The organism is Gemmatimonadota bacterium (assembly GCA_022560615.1).
Taxonomy (GTDB): domain Bacteria; phylum Gemmatimonadota; class Gemmatimonadetes; order Longimicrobiales; family Gaopeijiaceae; genus UBA1138.
Map to the genome: position 1 here is coordinate 202184 of JADFSR010000001.1, position 19239 is coordinate 221422.

Consider the following 19239-nt stretch of genomic DNA (forward strand, 5'->3'; position numbering starts at 1 on the left):
GACCACCAATGCGCCAAGGCGCACGAAGCCCCCCGGAGCCTCGCTCCGGGGGGCTTCTTCTGATCTATCCCGATCGCATGAAGACGAGAATCAGACCGTGCGCGTGGGTTCCGTCGACGTATACGTGCGGATTCACCACGCCCTGGAAGGTCACTGCGCTCCGCAGGGTCACGACTGGGCACCCCCCCGAGTTCCGCCGTAACCGGAAGTTCGGCACTTTGCCCTCCATCGCCGCGAGCACCGAGCCTGGGCCGTCTTCGAGCGCCCTGCCTGAAAGCACGAAGCCGCCACGCTCGTGGCTGACGCCGTTGCGGTTCGTGGCGCTCTCTCCCTTACGGAGCGGCCCGCACGCGGCAACGAGGATCACGGCCCCGACGAGTCCTGCTGCGGCCAAGCGACGTGTTTTCACGCGAACGACTTTCGCGCTCAAGGGAGTCCCGGCGTGGTCACCACCTGGATCACTCCACGAGCGTGGCCCACGCCCCACCGTGCCGTAGCTACGGCCGCGCTGATGAATCGAATCGAGTCGATGGTGTCCACGCTGAGCCCGATAAGGGCACCCTTAGTGCGATGTGTCGGAGAGTATCAGATAGGACAGGCCGTGTGTCGGTCCCACGACCAGCGTGTAGCTGTCGCCCGGATACATCCAACTGCCGTGACCCCGAATCACATGATCGAACCGGGCACCGACGGCGTGCACCTCGAAAGCCGGGGCCGCGAGCACGCCGCACACCTCGAGGCTCTCAGAGGCAAACCCCTCGACGATCCCCAACCGACGCCTGGGTGACTCGAGGTAGACGACCACATTCTCGAGAGTTTGGTTCTCGACCAGGACCACGGGACATGGGAGCGGGTCTCGCCGGCTGGCCGGCGCCGTGGCGCAACCCGCCAGGAGAATCCACGTCCACACACGGATCCACCACTTCCGTGCCCACCGCCTCGTAGCCAGATCAACTCTGCCAGCTTCGTCATCGTGACCGCCCCGGCTATCGCCCTCAGAAAGAGCCCGCTCGAGTCTTATCATCCGGGTACAACCTTGGTCGTCCATCGAATCACCTCCGTCACGGGGCTGCGCCTGCCACTTCCGGTAGTGCGCCCGGGACCTCAGCCAGCGAGACTGGGCCGACATTAGCCACCTCGGTGGCAGCTGCCTGAAGAAAGTGAGATCGCCGCGACTCAGTTAGCGGGAGTAGGATGAACCGTCCGTGGGGAAATTCACTCCTCCGCCACCCTGTCGACTGCCGTCGCACCCGCGCCGATGGTCGGTAGCTTCATCGCCATTCCTTCCCCCTGCAGAGGGTCGGTTTGTATGTACAGCCTCACGGCTGCTGGCCCATTGAGAAGCTATGGGTGGCCCGTTCCGTCGGATGTCGGGAGGAAAATGGACCGGTCGGTGGGGAAACTCCCCACGGGCCCGCCGATGGCCACCGGCGGCGTCCTCGACAAGCGGGCGGAACTCAACTCTCCATTCGACGCGCTGGACGCCGAGTGGAACCCGGAGCTGCCTACCCGCCCCGTGCCACCTTCACCGCGAAGTAGACCAGCAGCAATGCGAAGAGCGCGTTCGCTCGCGCCAACCAGGCTGCTCTCATCCGGAGCGAGCGCGCCTCTTCGGAGCCCGCTCTGGCGCGCCCGGCGGCTGGCCCGAGCCAAAAGTCATGCACGCCCTGCACAGTGAGCATCATCGCCACGAGGCCGAACTTCCAGGCCAGCGCAGAACCGAGCGCGCTGCCCCAAAACCCTGGCGTTCCCCAAAACGCGCCACCCCACCAACCGCGCAAGTGCAATTGGCCGACACCAGTGGCGAGCAGCACGGCGATACACACCCATCCCACGGTCCGAAGCCTCCGGCCCAGAGACCCGAAGAGGCTCGCCCTCAGCGCATCGTCCTCGATGTCGCGCAAGATCGGCGCGATGAGCGCGAAGAAGAGCATGCCACCGAGCCACACGAGCGTGGCGAGCACGTGCAGAGTCACGGTCAGGAAGTAGGCTGTCGTCACGAGGGCCCCTATCGCGGTGTTCGAAGAGACCGGGCTCTCAGGCCCCGTACGTCCTGTCCACTTCCGCTCGAATGGCCCCTAGCGACGCACCCTCCCTGGTCATCTCATGCGCGATCTCGGCCTCAGACATGCACACGTCGCACCCGGCCGCGTGATCGCTCGCGAAGCAGTCCAACAGCGAATAGTGGCCCGAGTGCTCGGAGCAGCGACAGTAGCAGTAGAGTCCATCGAGGACTCCGGGGACCGCGGCCGCCATCTGGTACGCCTGCCGCGCCCTTGCTTGGCCGGCATATCGCGCGTCGGGCACGACATGCGATGCCATCTCGACGACTCGCGGAGTGGGATGTAGGGCACCGCCTCGCCCTACTTGGCTGATGACCGCCAGCACAAGCAATGCTGCCCCAGCGCTCGCGACCAGAATCCACGCGGGGTGCCGGCTGCGGCCGGGTCCTCCGCGGCCACGAGAGTCTCTGTTGCGTGCCCAACGTCGATTCTCCGCGCGACTCATGGGTCTTGCTCCTCTAGAAGGCTTGACCCGACCAAGCTTCAGAGGAAGGGTCCCAGGATCAAGGCCAGGGCGAACCAGGCAAGGATGAAGGCCGCGAAGGCGACGGGGGCCAAGATGGCAACAAGGGCTGCGGCCACGGCCTGTCGCAGAAGTTCCAACCCTGCCATCGGATGATGGTGTATGGCGGACACATCAAGCCTCCTTGGGCAAGGAGATCCTGTCAAAGATCGAGGGTAGGGGCAGACTCGGGCGAGCGGGAGCTACCCGCGAGCTAGCGTAGGGAGTTTTTCCCGCAGCGATCCCAGGCAATGTCGCGCTGGGTCGCTGGGGGAAGGCGTGGCGGCCGTTGACGAGCTATTGTCTCAGCAGGGATCCAACCCACCTGTGTCGACCGGACTCATGCAGTTCCGCAGCGTATTCATCGCGGTTTTTCTCGGTACATCGCTAATCCTGGCGGCGGTGCTGATCAACCGAGCCCGTCCTGCCGTGGAGACGGGCCAGCCGTCCGCCGACTTCGTGCGGGCCACCGGACGATGCGCTTCGTGCCACATGCAAGAGACTGGCGGGATCGTGCATCAGTTCGAGCGTAGCGTACACGCGGGGCGAGGCGTGACGTGTCTCGACTGCCACCAGGTGCTCGACCGTCAGGAACCGCTCGACCATCGGGGCTTCACGATCACCGTAATGCCTACGTCGCAGAACTGCGCGGCGTGTCACGCGACTCAGTACGACCAGTTCTTGCGCAGCCGACACGCTGCACCGGCATGGGCAGCGGTACTTGGGAGCACCGGCTTCAGCGAGGATGTGATCGCCGCTTCCGAGCTTTTGCATCCGGGGGCGGTCAGACGGGCGCCGAACCCGTTGGCGCTTCTGGAAGGTGCCAGCGCGTCCGAGGTGGGCTGTCAGGGGTGTCATGACATCGGCCGGCCGAACCTCGACGGATCCGTCGGGAAGTGTACCGAGTGCCACTCCGCACACTCCGCGTCGGTTTCGCTGGCCCGGGAGCCCGCCACCTGCGGTCAGTGCCACATGGGTCCGGACCACTCCCAGCTGGAGATCTACAACGAGTCCAAGCATGGGGTGCTTTTCAACTCGCAACGCGCGTCACAGAACCTGCACGCCGACCCGAGGACGCTCTCCACGGCGGACATGTCCGTCCCGACCTGCGCGACCTGCCATATGAGCGGGCTCGACGGCATGGGGTTCACGCACGACGTGACCGAGCGACTTTCGTGGTGGCTCTTCGCCCCGATCTCAGAGCGGCGCCCGACCTACCTGCAAGGCCAGGCGGAAATGAAGACGCTGTGTCAGAAATGTCACACAGCCCCGCGCGTGGAGGCCTTCTACGAGGCCGCCGAGACCGTCGTCACTTCCACCAATGAGAAGGTGCAGGCGGCGATGGACCTGATGGCGGAGCTGGCGGACGAGGGCCTCATCACGGCCGAGCCGTTCGACGCCTCCATCGACTTCGTCTTCTTCGACCTCTGGCACTACTACGGACGCACGGCCAAGCACGGCGCGTTCATGGGCGGTGCGGACTTCGTGCAGTGGCATGGGAACTACGAGCTTCTGGCCAAGATGGTGGAGATGGAGGAGCTTGCCGCGGAGATGAGAGGACTGCGTTGATCGCGCGGAAGCGCCTCAGAGAGGCCGATGTGCTTCTCGAGATCTTCATCTTCGCCAACTTCGCCTTCCTCAGCCTCGACATCTATGTAGCTCACTCGATCAACCGGTTTCGGCACTGGGCGGAGTGGATTCCGTTCGTGTTCTCGATCGCGGCAGCCCTCGCGCTGCTACCCGGCGTGATACGCAGCCTGGGGAGGGGAGAGCACTGGCAGCCGTCCCCCGTCGGGTCGGCGGTGGGCACGCTCGCGATCCTCGTCGGCATCGCGGGCATGTTCTGGCACCTCGACAGCCACTTCTTCTCGTATCAGACGATTCGAAACCTCGTGTACGCCGCCCCGTTCGCGGCACCGCTCGCGTACGCGGGACTCGGGTTCTTGCTGCTCGCGAACCGTATGCTGGAGCGTCGCTCGACCGAGTGGGCCCGGTGGGTGCTTTTCTTTGCTCTGGGCGGGTTCGTTGGCAACTTCATCCTGTCGCTGCTCGATCACGCGCAGAACGGGTTCTTCGTCACGTCAGAGTGGATTCCCGTCGTGGCAAGCGCGCTCGCGATCGGTACGCTCGCCGTCGCCCTGGCGAAGCCTCACGACAGGGGGTACCTGCCCTTCGTTGGGCTGGTTCTGGCGCTCCAAATCGTTGTCGGGGTTGTGGGCTTCGCGCTCCACTTCGCGGCAGACCTTCGCGGACCTGGCGGCATGCGGGAGAACTTTCTCTACGGGGCCCCGATCTTTTCCCCGCTCCTTTTCCCCAACCTGGCCCTACTCGCTGGCATTGCCGTGTTGGTGCTGACCGATACTGAGCTCGATGTGGGTCTCCCGCCTCGAGATGCGCACGACGGTGATGTGAAGCCAGAGGAGGCACGCCAACGTCACGAAGAAGACGAAGGAGATCCAGGTCGGTGACCCCGCACTGCCTGACGCCAGCCGCTCAGCCAATGGGGACGGGCGCTCCGCCGTTGGCGAGAGCGCGCCCCCTCTCCGGGGAGCTGCCCATCCTCCTCAGAGCATCCTCCTCAGAGGCAGCAAGGGACCGGTTCAGGAACGAGACACAGGCGTGTTGTACGCGCTGGCCTGCGAGCGGGGCTGGTCCTCTGCGTGCGGGTCCAGCTTCACCGAGCCGGGATCCTGACGCCGGCATCACCCAACTTGCTCGATGTGGGTCTCCCGCTTCGAGATGCGCATGACCGTGATGTGAAGCCAAACCAAGCAGGCCAACGTCACGAAGAAGAAGAAGATCCAGGTCGTGGTCCAGAGACCGATGCCCCTGAGTAGATATCCGAAGATTATCGGGCAAAAAAACCCGCCCAGGCCTCCGATGACACCCACCATGCCGCCCACGACCCCCACCTCTTCTGGGAAGTACTCGGGGATGTACTTGTAGACTGCGGCCTTCCCGATGCCCATCGCGATTCCGATGATGAAGACGAAGATCGTGAAGACCCACACGTTGGCCTGGAAGAAGATGTTGGTGACGCCGCTCGCCAGTAGCGATCTGCGCTCAACCAACTGGCCCACCTCGACCTCCGGCACGTGCCACGACCTGATGACGGGCATGAGGTGCGTCTCCGATTCGTCGATCTCGCTGAGGACCATCGACTGGAGCGGATACAAGTCCTCCCCGACACGGATCTCGGTGTCCGACACGACGGTCACCGTACCGCCACGTGTCGCCATGACGCCGCTGCCGGGAGACTCGATCTCCATCCTCGGGAAGAAGAGGGCCAAGCAGCACACACCGATCACGCTCAGCGTCCAATACATCACCGAGCGGGCCCCCAACTTGTCCGACAGGTATCCGCCGAAGGCTCGGATCACGCCGCCGGGCAGTGAGAAGAGCGACGTGAGTAGTCCCGCGGTGACGATCGTCATCGAGTAGACGTTCACGTAGTAGGGAACGAGCCACTGAGCTAGCGCAACGAATCCGCCAAATACCAGGAAGTAGTAAAGTCCGAACCGCCACACGCGGACGTCTTTGAGCGGCCGCAGCATTTGCATCACTGTACGCTGAGCCGCGGCCTCCGGCTTTTTGTTTTCGGTGAACACGTAGAACAGGATCGCCATGACGACGAGCGTGATCGCGTAGTACACGGGAAGCGTCCGCCAGCCCTCGAGGTTCTGGCCGTCGTCGGTCAGCCAGCGTAGCACGCTCGGCGCGCCCATCGCTGTGAGCGCAGCACCAGCGTTGCCTGCTCCGAAAATGCCCAGCGCGGTACCCTGACGCTCTCGGGTGAACCAGACGGATGAGAACGCGATTCCCACCGCGAACGCCGTGCCGGTCAGGCCGAAGCCGAGGCTGGCGAGCATATAGCCGTTGTACGAATCCACACGGCTGAGCAGATACATCGGCACGGCGCACAGGAGCATGAGCGCCGTGTAGACGGGGCGGCCCCCGAATTTGTCGGTGAACATGCCCAGCGGGAGACGCATGACCGACCCGGTGAGGACGGGGATGCCGATCAACGTGCCCATCTGAGCCGCATCCCAGTCGAACACTCCGTTCTCGACCAGGAACGTCACGAGCACGCCGTTCAACATCCAGCACGCGAAGCAGACGGTGAACGCGGTCGTGTTGAGGGCCAGGACTCGCCAGGCCACCGGCCGCTCCTTCATTCGCCGCGCTCCGTTGGCTGTCCGCTGAGTACTTGACGAAGCCCGGGGCGCACGGTCCACAGGTAGTAGCCCATGGACCCGGCGGCGATGAGGTTGCCGGCCGCTACGTTCGTCCAGGCGAGTGCGGCCAGCAGAGGAGCGAAGAGCAGCCCGACCACGGCGTAGAAGCCGACCTCGAGGATGGTCAGCATGGCATCTCAGCGTTCCTTCTCGCGTAGAACCACCAGTTCACGGCGAGGCAACTCACGTAATAGGCGATGAATCCGTACATGGCGTATTCGGGCGTTTCGGCCTCGATCTGGCCGCCGAAGATCCTCGGGATCAGGAAGGCTCCGTAGGCGGCGACCGCCGAGGTCCAGCCGAGCACCGGGCCGGCGAGCTCGGGCTTGAAGATGATCGGGATCATCCGGAAGGTTGAGCCGTTCCCGATGCCGGTTGTGACGAAGAGCAGCATGAAGAGCCAGAAGAACGGCCACCAATACTGTTCGGGCGTGGTGGACGTCCCCGCGGCCTTGATGAAGAAGGCGACCCCCGCGGCAGATCCGATCATCACGACGGTGTCCCAGTGCGTGACCCGCGCTCCGCCGAGCTTGTCGGAGAGCCATCCACCCATGGGTCGCACCAGGGACCCGACCAGGGGACCGAGCCAGGCGTACTGGAGTGGGTTCGGCGCGTTGGGGTTGAGCGCTCCGTCCGGGAGCGTGCCGAAGATGTCCTGGATCAGCTTGGGAAACGCGGCCGAATATCCGATGAAGGAGCCGAACGTCATCGTGTAGAGCCAGGTCATCACCCAGTTGTGCTTCTTCCGGAAGATGACGAACTGGCCGGCGAGGCTGTCGCGCACAGGTCTAGGCGTCGCGTAGCGCATCACCGCCAGCGTGACGCAGATGGTGACGACGAGCACGAGGAAGACCTTCAGCAGATCGGGCAGGCCGAACGTCGGGCCGAGAAGGAGTCCGATGCCGACCGCGGCCCCGAGCAGCCCCATCGCCTCGAGCCAGAGCATCTTCCCGATCGCGACCGGTGTGGAGCCGACCTCGTGCTGGGGCAGATTGTTCATGAACGCGAACGCGAGGATCACGAACAGCAGCAGGACCGGGATCCACACCAGCCCGCTGTTCTGGATCCAGAGCATCCCGCCTGCGGGGTCGGCCGGGACGGCTCTACCCTCGCCGCCAAGCGCTCCGAACAGTCCGAAGGTGGTCACCCAGGGGAGCACCACCTGCATGATGCTCACGCCGACGTTGCCCAGTCCCGCGTTGAGGCCGAGGGACAGGCCCTGCATCCGCTTCGGGAAAAAGAAGCTGATGTTGGACATCGAGGACGCGAAGGCACCGCCACCGATCCCGCTCAACGCCGCGAGCACCGCGTAGGTCGTGTAGCCCGTGTCGGGGTTCTGGAGCGCGATGCCCACGCCGGCCGCGGGCAAGACCAGGAGCGCGGTCGTCACGGCAATGACGTTGCGGCCCCCCGAGATCCCGATCATGAACGAGTTTGGGATCCTGAGCGTGGCTCCGGCCAAACCCGCGATCGCGGGGAGCGTGTAGAGCTGGGCGGTGGAGAAGGGGGAGCCCAAGGTCTGCATCTGGACGATGATGATCGACCAGTAGAGCCAGATCGCGAAAGCGAATAGCAGGCACGGAATGGAGATGAAGAGGTTCCGGAAGGCGACGGTTCTCCCCTGGCTCAGCCAGAAGTCAGGCCGCTCGATCTCCCACTCTTTGATCTTGCCGGCGACGGAACTGCTCATCGACTCTCGGGATGCGGCTTCGACGCTAGCCCGCGAGGGGCTCCGACGCCCGCAGGCGTCGGCGGGAGGGTCCTACGTTGCCTCGGTTCAGTTGTTGTGTGGCCGCGCGTCGCTCCACGCGGTGCCCGGGTCCCGGATCGTCCTGCGGTTCCAGTTCCAGATGACCAGCTGATACGGCCGCCCGATGTAGTGAAGCGGCGCCACGATGAAGTGCATCAGGCGAGTGAACGGGACCATGAGGACGAGGGCGAACGCGCCCACGATGTGGAACTTGATGACCCAGGGGAGTGCGAAGACCGCTGATGTCTCGGGCGAAAATCTCACGAGCGACCACAGGTAGGGCGTGAGGTCGGCGGCGAACCAGGACGAGCCCCAACGGAAGCCCAGGGCAATCCAGAGCCCCAGCACCACCTGAGCCAAGAGAAGGAGCTCGATGGCGATGTCGGCCGGGGTGGTCACCGCACGGATGCGCGCGTTCGTCAGCCGCCGGTACATGAGCGCGACCAGTCCGACGAACACGGTGAGCCCGAACACGAAAGCACTCACCTCCAGAACTATGAGCCGAAGCGGAATCCGGTTCCACGCGAGAATCGCCTGTGGAAGCAAGAACGCTGTGAGGTGCCCCAAGAGCACCACGAGTATCCCGATGTGGAACGGCACACTCCCCCAGAAGAGGCCCTTCCCCTCCAGAAACTGCGAACTGAGCGACGACACCGTAAAGCCCTTCTGCCGGTACCGGTACGAGACGCCGACCACGAAGACCAGCACCGCCGCGTAGGGGAACGCCACGAACAGAAACGTGTTGAGCGCATTCACAGCATCCTCCCGGATGGGGCCGCCTTGCCCTCGTTGGCTTCGATCTCCATCTCACGCCCGATCGAGCTCAGGAAGTCGTTGTCCTGCTCGGGCGGCTTCCATTCGGCGAGCTCGAAGTCGTCCTTGAGAACTTGCAGCACAGCCGCGAGGGGCTCGCGGAAGATCGTGGCTCGCTCGGCGGACGAGATGATGAGCGTCTTGTAGTGCTTCTGGTACAGACCTTCACGTGCCGCCATGCGCCGCTGGCTGAATTCAGCCACCATGCACTCGAGCGCCGGGTGGAGGATTTCCTCCACGAACTCCCGCGCCAGCTCGCGATCTTGCCACCGCGCTACGAGCCGCAACACGGTCGGCAGGTGGTCGGAGAGCTCCGTTCCGCAGTCGATGCCCGCGTCGCGCATCTCTCGGTTCAGGTTCACGAGCAGTTCGCCGCGCTTGTAGTCGTCGCCGAACATGACGTAGCCCACGCCGAGCGTGGTGATCGCCTGCACGTCGAACGAGCGCGTGAAGATCTCCTGGACCTCATCCAGTGCTTCCGGAGTGAGCGGCTCCCCCTCAGTGGGCAGAGCTCGGGCGAATGCGTCGATCTCGGCCGCGGCCAGCACGTGCCGGCCCGCGAGCATGTCGTACACGCTCTGGACCCATGCGGGATAGTCGTGCCGCGGATAGTCGAAGAGCCTGGCAAGGTGCTCGTAGTGTGCGAACGGATGCATGCTCAGGCCCCCCGCACGGCGGTCTCGGCCTTGAAGCCGAAGCCCGTGCTGCCCTGCACGTCACCGGTGAACTCCATCATCTCGATGGCCTGCTCACGATGCGCGGCGGGAATCACGAAGCGGTCGTCGAACTTGGCCAACGAGGTCAAGTAGTAGATGTCGTCGGCGGTCTGAGGGGTCAGGCCGGTGTCGGATAGCGCCGCCTCCACCACGCTGTCGTCGACGTCACCCACCGTGACCTTCCGCCTGTGCAAGCGCACCGCCATCAGCTTCTTGATGCGGTCGCTCACCCAGCTCGTCTCCCCGGCGCTGAACAGGCTCGCCATGTACTCGATCGGGAAACGCTGGTTATCGATCGTGCCGAACATCTCCTTTGTGCTCGTATCGTACAGCCAGTTGTCCGGCCAGTACTTCGCCTTTTCGTTCATCTTCTTCGACTGCTCGGTGTTGTCGACGTCGGTGACCGACGCCATCACCGGCAGCAGCGGCGGAACGTAGAAGAGCATCGGCAGCGTGCGGAACTCCGGGTGCAGCGGCAACGCCAGATTCCACTCCTTCACGAACTTGTACGTTGGGGAGTTCTGAGCTGCGTGGATCGTGGAATCGGCGATCCCGTTCTCCTCTGACGCGGCGATGACAGCCGGATCGAACGGATCCAGGAGCATGTCCATCTGCCGTTGCACGATTTCGCTCTCTTCGGCCGAGGCCACAGCCTCGATCTGATCGGCATCATAGAGCATGACGCCGAGATACCGGATCCGACCCACACAGGAGTGCATACACGCCGGCGCGTGTCCGGACTCGATGCGCGGGTAGCACAGAATGCACTTCTCGGACTTCCCGGTGCTCCAGTTGTAGTAGGTCTTCTTGTACGGGCACGCGGTGACGCACATGCGCCAACCCCTGCACACCGACTGATCGATGAGGACGATGCCGTCCTCTCCACGCTTGTAGATCGCACCCGAGGGGCACGAGGCGACGCACGCAGCGTTCAGACAGTGGTTGCAGATCCGTGGCAGATAGAAAAAGGCCATGCGCTCCATCTCGAACATGGCTTTCTGCTGCTCGGGAGTGAGGTTCTTCAGGTTGGGGTCGTTACGCGCGTAGTCCGGCGTCCCGCTCAGGTCGTCGTCCCAGTTCGGGCCCATCTTGATGTCCATCGGCTCGCCGGTGATCATCGAGATGGGTCGAGCGGTCGGCTGGTCGTCCCCGGCCGGTGACTCGATCAGGTCGAGGTACTTGTAGGTGAACGGCTCGTAGTAGTCGTCGATCACCGGCATGTTGGGGTTGTGGAAGATGTTGGTGAGGCTCTTACGCTTGCCGGCGCCCTTCAGCTCGATGCCGTCACCGTCCTTCACCCAGCCACCCTTGTAGATGTCCTGGTCTTCCCACTTCCCGGGATACCCCGTGCCGGGCTTGGTCTCGACGTTGTTCCACCACATGTACTCCGCGCCCTTGCGGTCCGTCCAGATGTTCTTGCAGGCGATCGAGCACGTGTGGCAGCCGATGCACTTGTCGAGGTGGAACACCATCGAGATTTGCGAGCGGACATCCATGTCAGTTTCCCCTTCCCCGGCGCGATTTCGTGGTCATCAGAACACCACCTTGTCCATGCGTTTGACCACGACATGGGTGTCGCGATTCGGGGCGATGGGGCCCCAGTAGTTGAAGCCGTAGGTGAACTGCCCGTAGCCTCCGGCGAGAAAATTCGGCTTGAGGTGGATACGCGTGAAGCTGTTGTGACCCCCGGCCCGCTTGCCGCCACGTACCTGGGACTTGGGGATGCCGACGGTACGCTCCGGCACGTGGTAGACGATGCAGACGCCCTTGGGAATCCGGGCGCTCACGCATGCGCGCGCGGCGTACACACCGTGGTCGTTGTAGACCTCGACCCAGTCGTTGTCCTGGATGTCGAGCGCCTCCGCATCGGCCTCGCTCATCCAGACGGGCTCGCAGCCCCGGGAGAGCGTCAGCATCCGGTGATTCTCCATGTAGGTGGAGTGGATGTGCCACTTCCCGTGCGGGGTGAGGCAGTTGAGGATGCGAGCTTCGCCGTTCTTCAGCGTGGTCTTGAGATCGCCGTACGCGGCCGGCTTGGGAGACGGCTTGTACGTCGGCAGGTTTTCGCCGTACGCCAGGTACATCTCGTGGTCGAGGTAGAAGTGTTGCCGACCCGTGAGCGTCCGCCACGGAACCAGCTTCTCGACGTTATAGGTGTAGGCGGCGTACGCCCGGCCACCGGTCATGATCCCGGACCACGCCGGCGCGGTGTTGTAGCGCCGGGGCTGAGCCTGGAGATCCGCATACCGGATCCGGACGTCCTCGCTGCCGGCCCCGAGATCCGCGAGCTCGAGGCCGGTACGTTTCTCCGCGTCTCGGTACGCGCGCATGTTGAGCACGCCGTTCGTCAGCGTCGAGAGGTGAAGCACCGCGTTGGCCGCCGACACGTCCTCTCTCAGCGAGGGCAGCACGCTGCCGTTCTCACGCTCCACCGGGAAGTGGTTGGACGTGATCATCTCGTCGTACATGTCCGCGCAGTCGTACGGATTCCCGTGCGCACCGAGGCCGGTGGTGCGGATGCGCTCACCGAGCGTGATGAACTTCTCGTGCAGCTTGGTATAGTCGCGATCCACCACGGTGAGGTCGTGCATGGTCTTGCCCAGGATTGGCTCGCACTCACCACGGTACCAGTCTTTGATGACCGGTTGCGCAATCTCACCGGAGGAATCATGTGCGATGGGGGAGGCGACGATATCCTTTTGCGGCTCCGAGAAGTACTTCTCGGCCGCCATGCTGGTGACCTTCGCGAGGTCGCGGAAGATGTTCCAGTCGGTCTTGGACTCCCACACCGGCGCGATCGCCGCGGACAGCGGGTGGATGAAGGAGTGTAGGTCGGTGCTGTTGAGGTCCGCCTTCTCGTACCAGGAAGCCGCCGGGAGCACGATGTCCGAGTACAGCGCCGAGGAGTCCATGCGGAAGTTCAGATCGACGATGAGATCCATCTTGCCGACAGGCGCGAACTCATGCCACTTCACTTCCGTGGTGTGGTCTTCGGAGTCCTCCGCGATCGAGTTGTGGTGCGTGCCCAGGTAGTGCTTCAGGGCGTATTCGTGCCCCTTCATGCTCCCCATGATCGCGTTGCCTCTCCAGATGTACCACACGCGCGGGAAGTTCTCGGGGGCTTCGGGATCGCTCACCGAGTACTTCAACTCCTTGCTCTTGAGCTTGTCGAGCACGTACTGCTTGATGCCGTCGTCGTCCGTGGCCCCGTTCTCGATGGCCTCCCTACATAGGTCCAGGGTGTTCTGATCGAACTGCGGATAGAACGGCATCCAGCCCATGCGAACCGATTTGTAGATCTGGTCGGCGGTGTGCTGCCGCGTCATGTCGTTGTCGGGCACCGTGTTGTACTTGGAGAACTGTCCGTCGTAGCGGTATTGGCACGTGTTGATGTAGTGCCAAATGGGCGCCTGCTGGAGCCGAACCGCACCGACGTGGTCCTTGGCGAACGCGATCGCGCTCCAGGAGTCCACGGGCGCGAGCTTCTCCTGGCCCACGTAGTGGTTGAGGCCGCCACCGTTCTTACCCACGCAACCCGTGAGCATGAGCGCCATGGCGCCCGCCCGGTACATGAGGTTCCCGTGATACCAGTGGTTGATGCCGGCGCCCACGATGATCATGCACTTCCCGCCGGTCACCTCCGCGGTATTCGCCCACTCACGCGCGAACTGGAGAACCGTGGCGGAAGCGACGCCGGTGAAGATCTCCTGCCAGGCCGGCGTGTACGCGGCGTCCTTGTCGGTGTAGTCCTCGGGGTATGCGCCGGGCAGTCCACGGCTCACGCCGTACTGCGCCATCGTGAGGTCGTAGACGGTCGTGACCAACGCCGTTCCGTCTGGAGTCTGGACCTCCATGACCGGAACACCACGGTACACAGTCTGATCGAGTCCGAACTCAGTGAACGCGGTCTGGACCACCTGCTCGGTCCGTCCGAGCAGCGTGAGCACTGGATCGTACGGCTGATCGTCGGCAATGTTTTCATACTTCATGTTCCAGTTGCCCTGCTTCTCGTCCCACCGGGAACCGGAGCTGCCTTTTGGAACCACGAAGTCGCCAGTAGCGGCGTCGATGTTCACGAACTTCCAGTCGCCGTTCGAGATGTCCTCGTACTCGCCGATCTCGTTGGCGCGCAGCAGGCGGCCAGGTTTGTAGTTGTCCCCGTCCTTCTCCAGCTTCACGAGGTAGGGGCTGTCGGTGTACTTCTTCACATAGTCGAGGAAGTACGGCGTCTGCTTCTCGTGATGGAATTCCTTGAGGATCACGTGGGTCGTCGCCATCCAGAACGCGCCGTCACTTCCCGCGTGTAGCGGCACCCACTGATCTGCGTACTTGCACACCTGACTGAAGTCGGGCGAGAAAACCACAGCCTTTGTCCCGTTGTGCCGTGACTCGGCGAAGAAGTGGCAGTCAGGCGTGCGCGTCATATTGAGGCACGCACCCATGTCCGCGATCATCTTCGAGTTGTACCAGTCGGCGCTTTCACAGACGTCGGTCTGCTCTCCCCAGATCTCCGGGAAGGCGGTCGGCAGGTCGCAGTACCAGTCGTAGAAGCTGAGGTTGACGCCCCCAAAGAGCTGGAGGAAGCGCGCGCCCGCGGCGTAGCTCAGCATCGACATGGCCGGGATCGGGCTGAAACCGATCACCCGGTCGGGCCCGTACTCCTCGGCGGTGCTGATGTTGGCCACCGCCATGATCTCCATGACCTCATCCCAACTCGCTCGCCGGAAACCACCCTTGCCGCGTGCCTGTTGGTATTTGCGTCGCGCACCCTCGTCGGCCTGAAGCGCTTTCCAGGCCTTCATCGCGTCTCCCGTTTCGCGCTTCTTCGCGCGGAAGGCGTCGATCAAAGCGGCCCGAATGAGCGGATACTTGATGCGGAGGGGGCTATAGAGGTACCAAGAATAGGAGATGCCACGCTGGCACCCTCGTGGCTCGTACGGAGGCAGTGAGTCCTCGAGCAGCGGGTAGTCGATCTGCTGCGTCTCCCACGTCACGATCCCGTCCTTGACGTGGATCTGCCAGGAGCAGCCTCCGGTACAGTTCACACCGTGCGTGCTGCGCACGATGCGGTCGTGCTGGAAGCGGTTGCGGTAGAACTCCTCCCACTTCCGCGTCTCCGGCGAAACGATGTCTTTGATCCAACCCATGTGATTGATTTCCCAGCTGTCGTGAGTGGTGTGCTTACGTGGATTTCACCTGTCTGTCGTAGATCGCCTGGTTGACGGAGCCCCTCATGCGTCCGTTCCATAGGAGGGAGTAGAACCCGAGGAGGATCACGCACCCGGCGAGACCGGCCAGGAACAGCTTCGGGCCGTAATCTCTGGGCTGATGAAACGCCTGCTCGGCATCGGCCTGCTCGAGAAAGCCGACCAGCGCGACCACCTCTTCGTCGGTGAGCGGCCTGCCCTCATACGCGCGCTGCATGACCGGGAACGGCGGGCTCCCGATGACGGCCCGGACGCCGGCACCTCCGAGTCGCGTGAACACGGTCGTGAGCTCGGCAGCCAGTATGCCTCCACCGATCACGGCGTCGTTGGTGACGTCATGACACGAGTTGCAGGAAGGGCCACTGTTCGTCAGGCGCGTGGTGCCTTGGAAGAGGCCTTGCCCGAGGATCACCTGATCCTCGGTGGCCGGTCCCAACTCGACCGGCGCTGCCGTCGTCGCCAGTCCCTCGTCGACGAACGCCATCACGGCTCGAACCTGAGCGTCGGTGAGCGCGTTGTCGGGCATCAGAAGCCCGGGAAACTCCTCCGCTAGCGCAACGGCAGCGGGATCTCCCGACTCGATGACGGCTTGCGAACGCTGCACGAAGCTGATGATCCAGTCTTCGTCCCGGCGCTCGGTGACGCCTTGCAAATCGGGTCCCACCAAGCGTCCACCGCCCACGGTGTGGCACGCGAAGCAGGTGGTCTCGAATATCTCTTGTCCCTGCTCAATCGGACTCTGGCGGGCAGAGCCCGCGGTCGGGATGAGCAGAGAGAGAATCGAGAGCGACACGCCGATTGCGGCCGTTCTTCCGATCCGACGAACGCGACGAAGCGTCGACATAGACCTTACCCGCCACTTGGAGCTTCGAGTTCCACACCTTCAGATGAGGAAATCTCCAAATCACGCCGTCGCGTGCCCAGTCGGAATCCCCCCGCACGTCCGTGTCGGGCAATACCCTACACGCATGCCGCTCGACATCGCGTTCCGTTCATCTCCATCGTCCGTAGCCGGGCTCCGGAGCCGGGCTTGCGCCCGGTCGGAGCCCGGCAAAGACACACGGTCGCTCACGAAGCTTCGATCAGAAGCTCAGCGTGATCCCGCCGGTCCAGACCAAATCGTGCTGGGTCTCGTCGATCCCATAGAGCTCGAAGCTGGAGACGTAGTCGCGCGCCTCCAGGTTGACCCCCCATCGCGAGGAGGGAAAGCGATACTCAACTCCGCCTCCGAAACTCACTGCGAGCTCCGTCTCCGTGTCGACGCCATCGAAGTCATAAGTCTTCGCACCTAGACCACCGACGATGTACGGAACGATCCATCCGCTCCGGGCATCGATGGGCACGCGCAGGACAACGTCGCCGCTGTATGCCCAAACATTCGGGTCAACGCCCGTAACATCTGCCGACGCCGGCCCACTCACGTCCGTCTGGGCCCACACCACGCTCGCCCGGATGCCCACGTACCGGTGCAGCCAAACTCCAACCGTTCCGCCTACCGTTCCTGCAGCATCGAACTGGCTGCTGCCCAGGTCCGACACTGGACTGAACCCTCCGCCGATCACGTTCAGGGTGATGATGTCCTGCGCGGGGTCGTGAGTTGACTGGGCGGTCAACTCTAGAGCCGAGGCGAGGGGCCACAAGGCCAAAGCGAACATGGTAGCTTTTCTCATAGTCTTCATCGTCAGTTTCCCAAGTATTGTGGATTCAGCAACAAGGGCCGCCCTCCTATCGCGAGGGCAGACCCACTCATGCGAGGCCTCGCAGGGGAAGAAACGCCTGACGGCCGGATCGCGGTTCCCGGCGGGTCTGGCGTTGTGGACGAGGCGGTCTCGAAGCTCGCGTGCCACGGAACCGGGCCGGCTGGTTTGCGGATTGGAAGGGGCTCAGGCGGCGCGAAACTCCAGTGGGAATTCCGAGGTCCGCCATGAAGAGCAGGCCATCGGCAGGACTCCATAGTCCAGGCTTCGGCAGGTGGAGCGTCAACGTCGCGTGGGCGTCGACAGGAACCCTCCCGGCCTCTCCATTATTCGCTTCAAGTGCACCCCGGGGACGCTTCGCCCGGAAGAAAGCAAACGACTTGACGTTGGGGAGACACCGATGCGGCATACATGGAGTCGCAGAAAGATGTTGGGCACTACCGCCGGAGCGATCGCCGGTCTAGGGGTGATTGCAACAGGGCTTCGGCTCGGAAGGGGGCGTGCAGCCTCGAGCGCGGAAGGCGACGGTGATGAGGAGCTCGGCAGTCGGCCACCTCGGGTCGTGGGGCTTCGGACCTCCGGTGGGGACTTCCGGTTCGATCCGGTGGGCCTGCGAATCGAGCCCGGAACCAGCGTGATTTGGCTGAACATGGGAGACTTCCACTCGAGCACGGCTTTTCACCCGGACCACAGCCACCTGTTGGGCGGGGACGTTCCATTGCGCATTCCGGAGGGGGCGGAGCCCTGGCACTCGGGAATGCTCGGGCTCATGGACGGGACACAGTACGAGCACACATTTACCGTGGAGGGCGTCTACGACTACTTCTGCCAACCACACTATCTGTTCGGCATGGTTGCGCGGATCATTGTCGGCCCGGCGCAGGGTGGGCAGGTGCCCGTGGCGCGCCCACTGTCCGGGCTGCCCGAGGTGGCGCGGGGCACAATGCCGTCCGTCGAGTCGATCATGGGTCCGGCAGGACGCGCGTTCGAATGGTCTGCGCGGCTGAACGGAGTGCTCTACCTCATCGCCAATGGCGAGGAAGCGACTCCGTCTGCCCGGCGCGCCCAGGCGGGGATGGGGGGAGACGCGGGGCTCCAGGATCTCGTGGCGGCCACGGACCAGCGCGGTACGCTCGCCGCCGCGATGAGCGGGTTCGTCGAGGGCGTCGAAGCGGCAGCGGACTACGAGGAGTTGATCGCTCGATCCGACGCCGTGAAAAGCAAGCTGGCCGCCGTTACCGGACTGGCATGAGACCGAGCATCGCCACCGCCCGCCCAGTCATGTGGGAACGATCTCGGCCGGTAAGCGATTCGTGCGGTCAGGTGCAGGCACGCACGCCAAGGCGTGCATCACGTAACCCAGTTTGGAAACCTCGGAGAGGACGATGAAGAATTCAGCAAGACTACTGTACGGGCTCGGGTTCGCGACGTTGCTCGCGACGACCACCGCATTTGCCACCGTGCGTTCAGGGGATCGTACGGCAGGAGAGGCCGAAGCTACCGCCGGAACGTGGCGCCTCGAGGCCACCGGTGTGCGCATCGTGGGCGGCTACGGACAGAACTTCGCCTACAATGGCGAGAACGTGCGGTGGTTGGACGGGAAGGCGGAGATCGAGGTGGATGCGTCCAGCGGAACCGCGCGGATCGTGATCGAGGTGGAGACCACGGATGAGTCGGGTCCCATCCGGTACTCGAAGGACGACAGCTGGAGCGGCAAGATTCGGATCGTGCAGCAGCTGAACACGAGTCAGATGGAGGGCGCGAGGATCGAGGAGGGTCTGATGCTCCACGGTGACACGGGGAATGAGGCTCCAGTCATGCCCAACATCTACAACTACTTCGCGACTTGGGGACCGTCCAAGATCTGGGTCAACGGCGAGGAAGTGGTATCGATGGTGGGTAGCCACACCATGTTCAGCGAACAGGCCCGCGGCCAGAACGGAAGGATAGAGAACAGTTCCGGTGCGGTGTACTCACCGATGGCCCAGGTCAAGACCGGGTTCGTGAATTCGAACGAGACGGAGTTCCACTTCGTCGCCCACACGATGCAGCCCGATCAGAATAATTTCCCGCCACACACCGCTTGGATCCATCTGCACTTCTCCAACGTCAGAGTTCTCGAAAAGCCCGACGGCGTACAGATTCCGCGGTAGCGGATCAGTAGCGTCCCGCTACGGAGACCGATCCGCCGGCTTCCAAGAGCGCACGGCGTACAAGTCGAGGGGGGCGGGCCACACCTGTGGTCCGCTCCCGCTG

17 protein-coding genes are annotated in these 19239 nt (G+C 63.6%); 4 read left to right on the forward strand and 13 right to left on the reverse strand.

Translation table 11 applies throughout. From position 1 onward, the window contains the following. Positions 1-64: 64 nt before the first annotated feature. The 4 genes from IIB36_00895 to IIB36_00910 all read right to left on the reverse strand — a co-directional run bounded on the left by IIB36_00895 (position 65) and on the right by IIB36_00910 (position 2508). Positions 65-409, reverse strand: a complete 345-nt coding sequence (locus tag IIB36_00895) for a hypothetical protein (GenBank protein ID MCH7530301.1) — start codon at positions 407-409, stop codon at positions 65-67. Between the two features lie 153 nt (positions 410-562). Continuing rightward, positions 563-1048 carry a hypothetical protein gene (locus tag IIB36_00900; protein ID MCH7530302.1) on the reverse strand — a complete coding sequence of 162 codons (486 nt, stop codon included), beginning with the start codon at positions 1046-1048 and terminating at the stop codon, positions 563-565. A 457-nt stretch (positions 1049-1505) separates the two neighbouring features. Beyond that, positions 1506-2000, reverse strand: coding sequence for a CopD family protein (locus tag IIB36_00905; GenBank protein MCH7530303.1), 495 nt, complete (start codon positions 1998-2000; stop codon positions 1506-1508). A gap of 37 nt (positions 2001-2037) precedes the next feature. After that, positions 2038-2508 (reverse strand): hypothetical protein, encoded by a 471-nt coding sequence (locus IIB36_00910; GenBank protein ID MCH7530304.1) that lies wholly within the window; start codon positions 2506-2508, stop codon positions 2038-2040. A gap of 399 nt (positions 2509-2907) precedes the next feature. Here IIB36_00910 and IIB36_00915 point away from each other — a divergent pair, with 399 nt between their 5' ends. Both IIB36_00915 and IIB36_00920 read left to right on the forward strand, forming a co-directional pair. After that, positions 2908-4134 (forward strand): nitrate reductase, encoded by a 1227-nt coding sequence (locus IIB36_00915; GenBank protein ID MCH7530305.1) that lies wholly within the window; start codon positions 2908-2910, stop codon positions 4132-4134. Then, positions 4131-5033, forward strand: a complete 903-nt coding sequence (locus IIB36_00920; GenBank protein MCH7530306.1) for a hypothetical protein — start codon at positions 4131-4133, stop codon at positions 5031-5033. The genes IIB36_00915 and IIB36_00920 overlap by 4 nt, the downstream gene beginning before the upstream one ends. A 234-nt stretch (positions 5034-5267) precedes the next feature. Here the strand turns inward: IIB36_00920 and IIB36_00925 are convergent, their stop codons facing one another. From IIB36_00925 to IIB36_00965, 9 genes are all read right to left on the reverse strand, one after another. Next, the gene (locus tag IIB36_00925) at positions 5268-6740 is read right to left on the reverse strand and encodes a NarK/NasA family nitrate transporter (protein ID MCH7530307.1); all 1473 of its coding nucleotides are present in this window, start codon (positions 6738-6740) and stop codon (positions 5268-5270) included. Then, the gene (locus tag IIB36_00930) at positions 6737-6931 is read right to left on the reverse strand and encodes a hypothetical protein (GenBank protein MCH7530308.1); all 195 of its coding nucleotides are present in this window, start codon (positions 6929-6931) and stop codon (positions 6737-6739) included. Before IIB36_00930 ends, IIB36_00925 begins: the two co-directional genes overlap by 4 nt. Beyond that, positions 6925-8490 carry a hypothetical protein gene (locus IIB36_00935; GenBank protein MCH7530309.1) on the reverse strand — a complete coding sequence of 522 codons (1566 nt, stop codon included), beginning with the start codon at positions 8488-8490 and terminating at the stop codon, positions 6925-6927. Before IIB36_00935 ends, IIB36_00930 begins: the two co-directional genes overlap by 7 nt. 87 nt (positions 8491-8577) lie before the next feature. Next, the gene (narI, locus tag IIB36_00940) at positions 8578-9306 is read right to left on the reverse strand and encodes a respiratory nitrate reductase subunit gamma (protein ID MCH7530310.1); all 729 of its coding nucleotides are present in this window, start codon (positions 9304-9306) and stop codon (positions 8578-8580) included. Continuing rightward, positions 9303-10019 carry a hypothetical protein gene (locus IIB36_00945; protein ID MCH7530311.1) on the reverse strand — a complete coding sequence of 239 codons (717 nt, stop codon included), beginning with the start codon at positions 10017-10019 and terminating at the stop codon, positions 9303-9305. The genes narI and IIB36_00945 overlap by 4 nt, the downstream gene beginning before the upstream one ends. Positions 10020-10021: 2 nt before the next feature. Continuing rightward, positions 10022-11575: a nitrate reductase subunit beta gene (gene narH, locus IIB36_00950; protein MCH7530312.1), complete on the reverse strand. Its 1554-nt coding sequence runs from the start codon at positions 11573-11575 to the stop codon at positions 10022-10024. Between the two features lie 36 nt (positions 11576-11611). Further along, positions 11612-15226 carry a nitrate reductase subunit alpha gene (locus IIB36_00955; protein MCH7530313.1) on the reverse strand — a complete coding sequence of 1205 codons (3615 nt, stop codon included), beginning with the start codon at positions 15224-15226 and terminating at the stop codon, positions 11612-11614. Positions 15227-15260: 34 nt separating this feature from the next. Then, positions 15261-16130, reverse strand: a complete 870-nt coding sequence (locus tag IIB36_00960) for a cytochrome c (protein MCH7530314.1) — start codon at positions 16128-16130, stop codon at positions 15261-15263. Between the two features lie 238 nt (positions 16131-16368). Further along, positions 16369-16956, reverse strand: coding sequence for a porin family protein (locus tag IIB36_00965; protein MCH7530315.1), 588 nt, complete (start codon positions 16954-16956; stop codon positions 16369-16371). Between the two features lie 454 nt (positions 16957-17410). On the opposite strand from IIB36_00965, the gene IIB36_00970 reads away from it, so the two are divergent. Continuing rightward, entirely contained in the window at positions 17411-18235 is an 825-nt protein-coding gene (locus IIB36_00970) for a hypothetical protein (GenBank protein MCH7530316.1), read from the forward strand. Positions 18236-18368: 133 nt separating this feature from the next. Next, positions 18369-19136, forward strand: coding sequence for a hypothetical protein (locus IIB36_00975; GenBank protein MCH7530317.1), 768 nt, complete (start codon positions 18369-18371; stop codon positions 19134-19136). Positions 19137-19239: the final 103 nt, after the last annotated feature.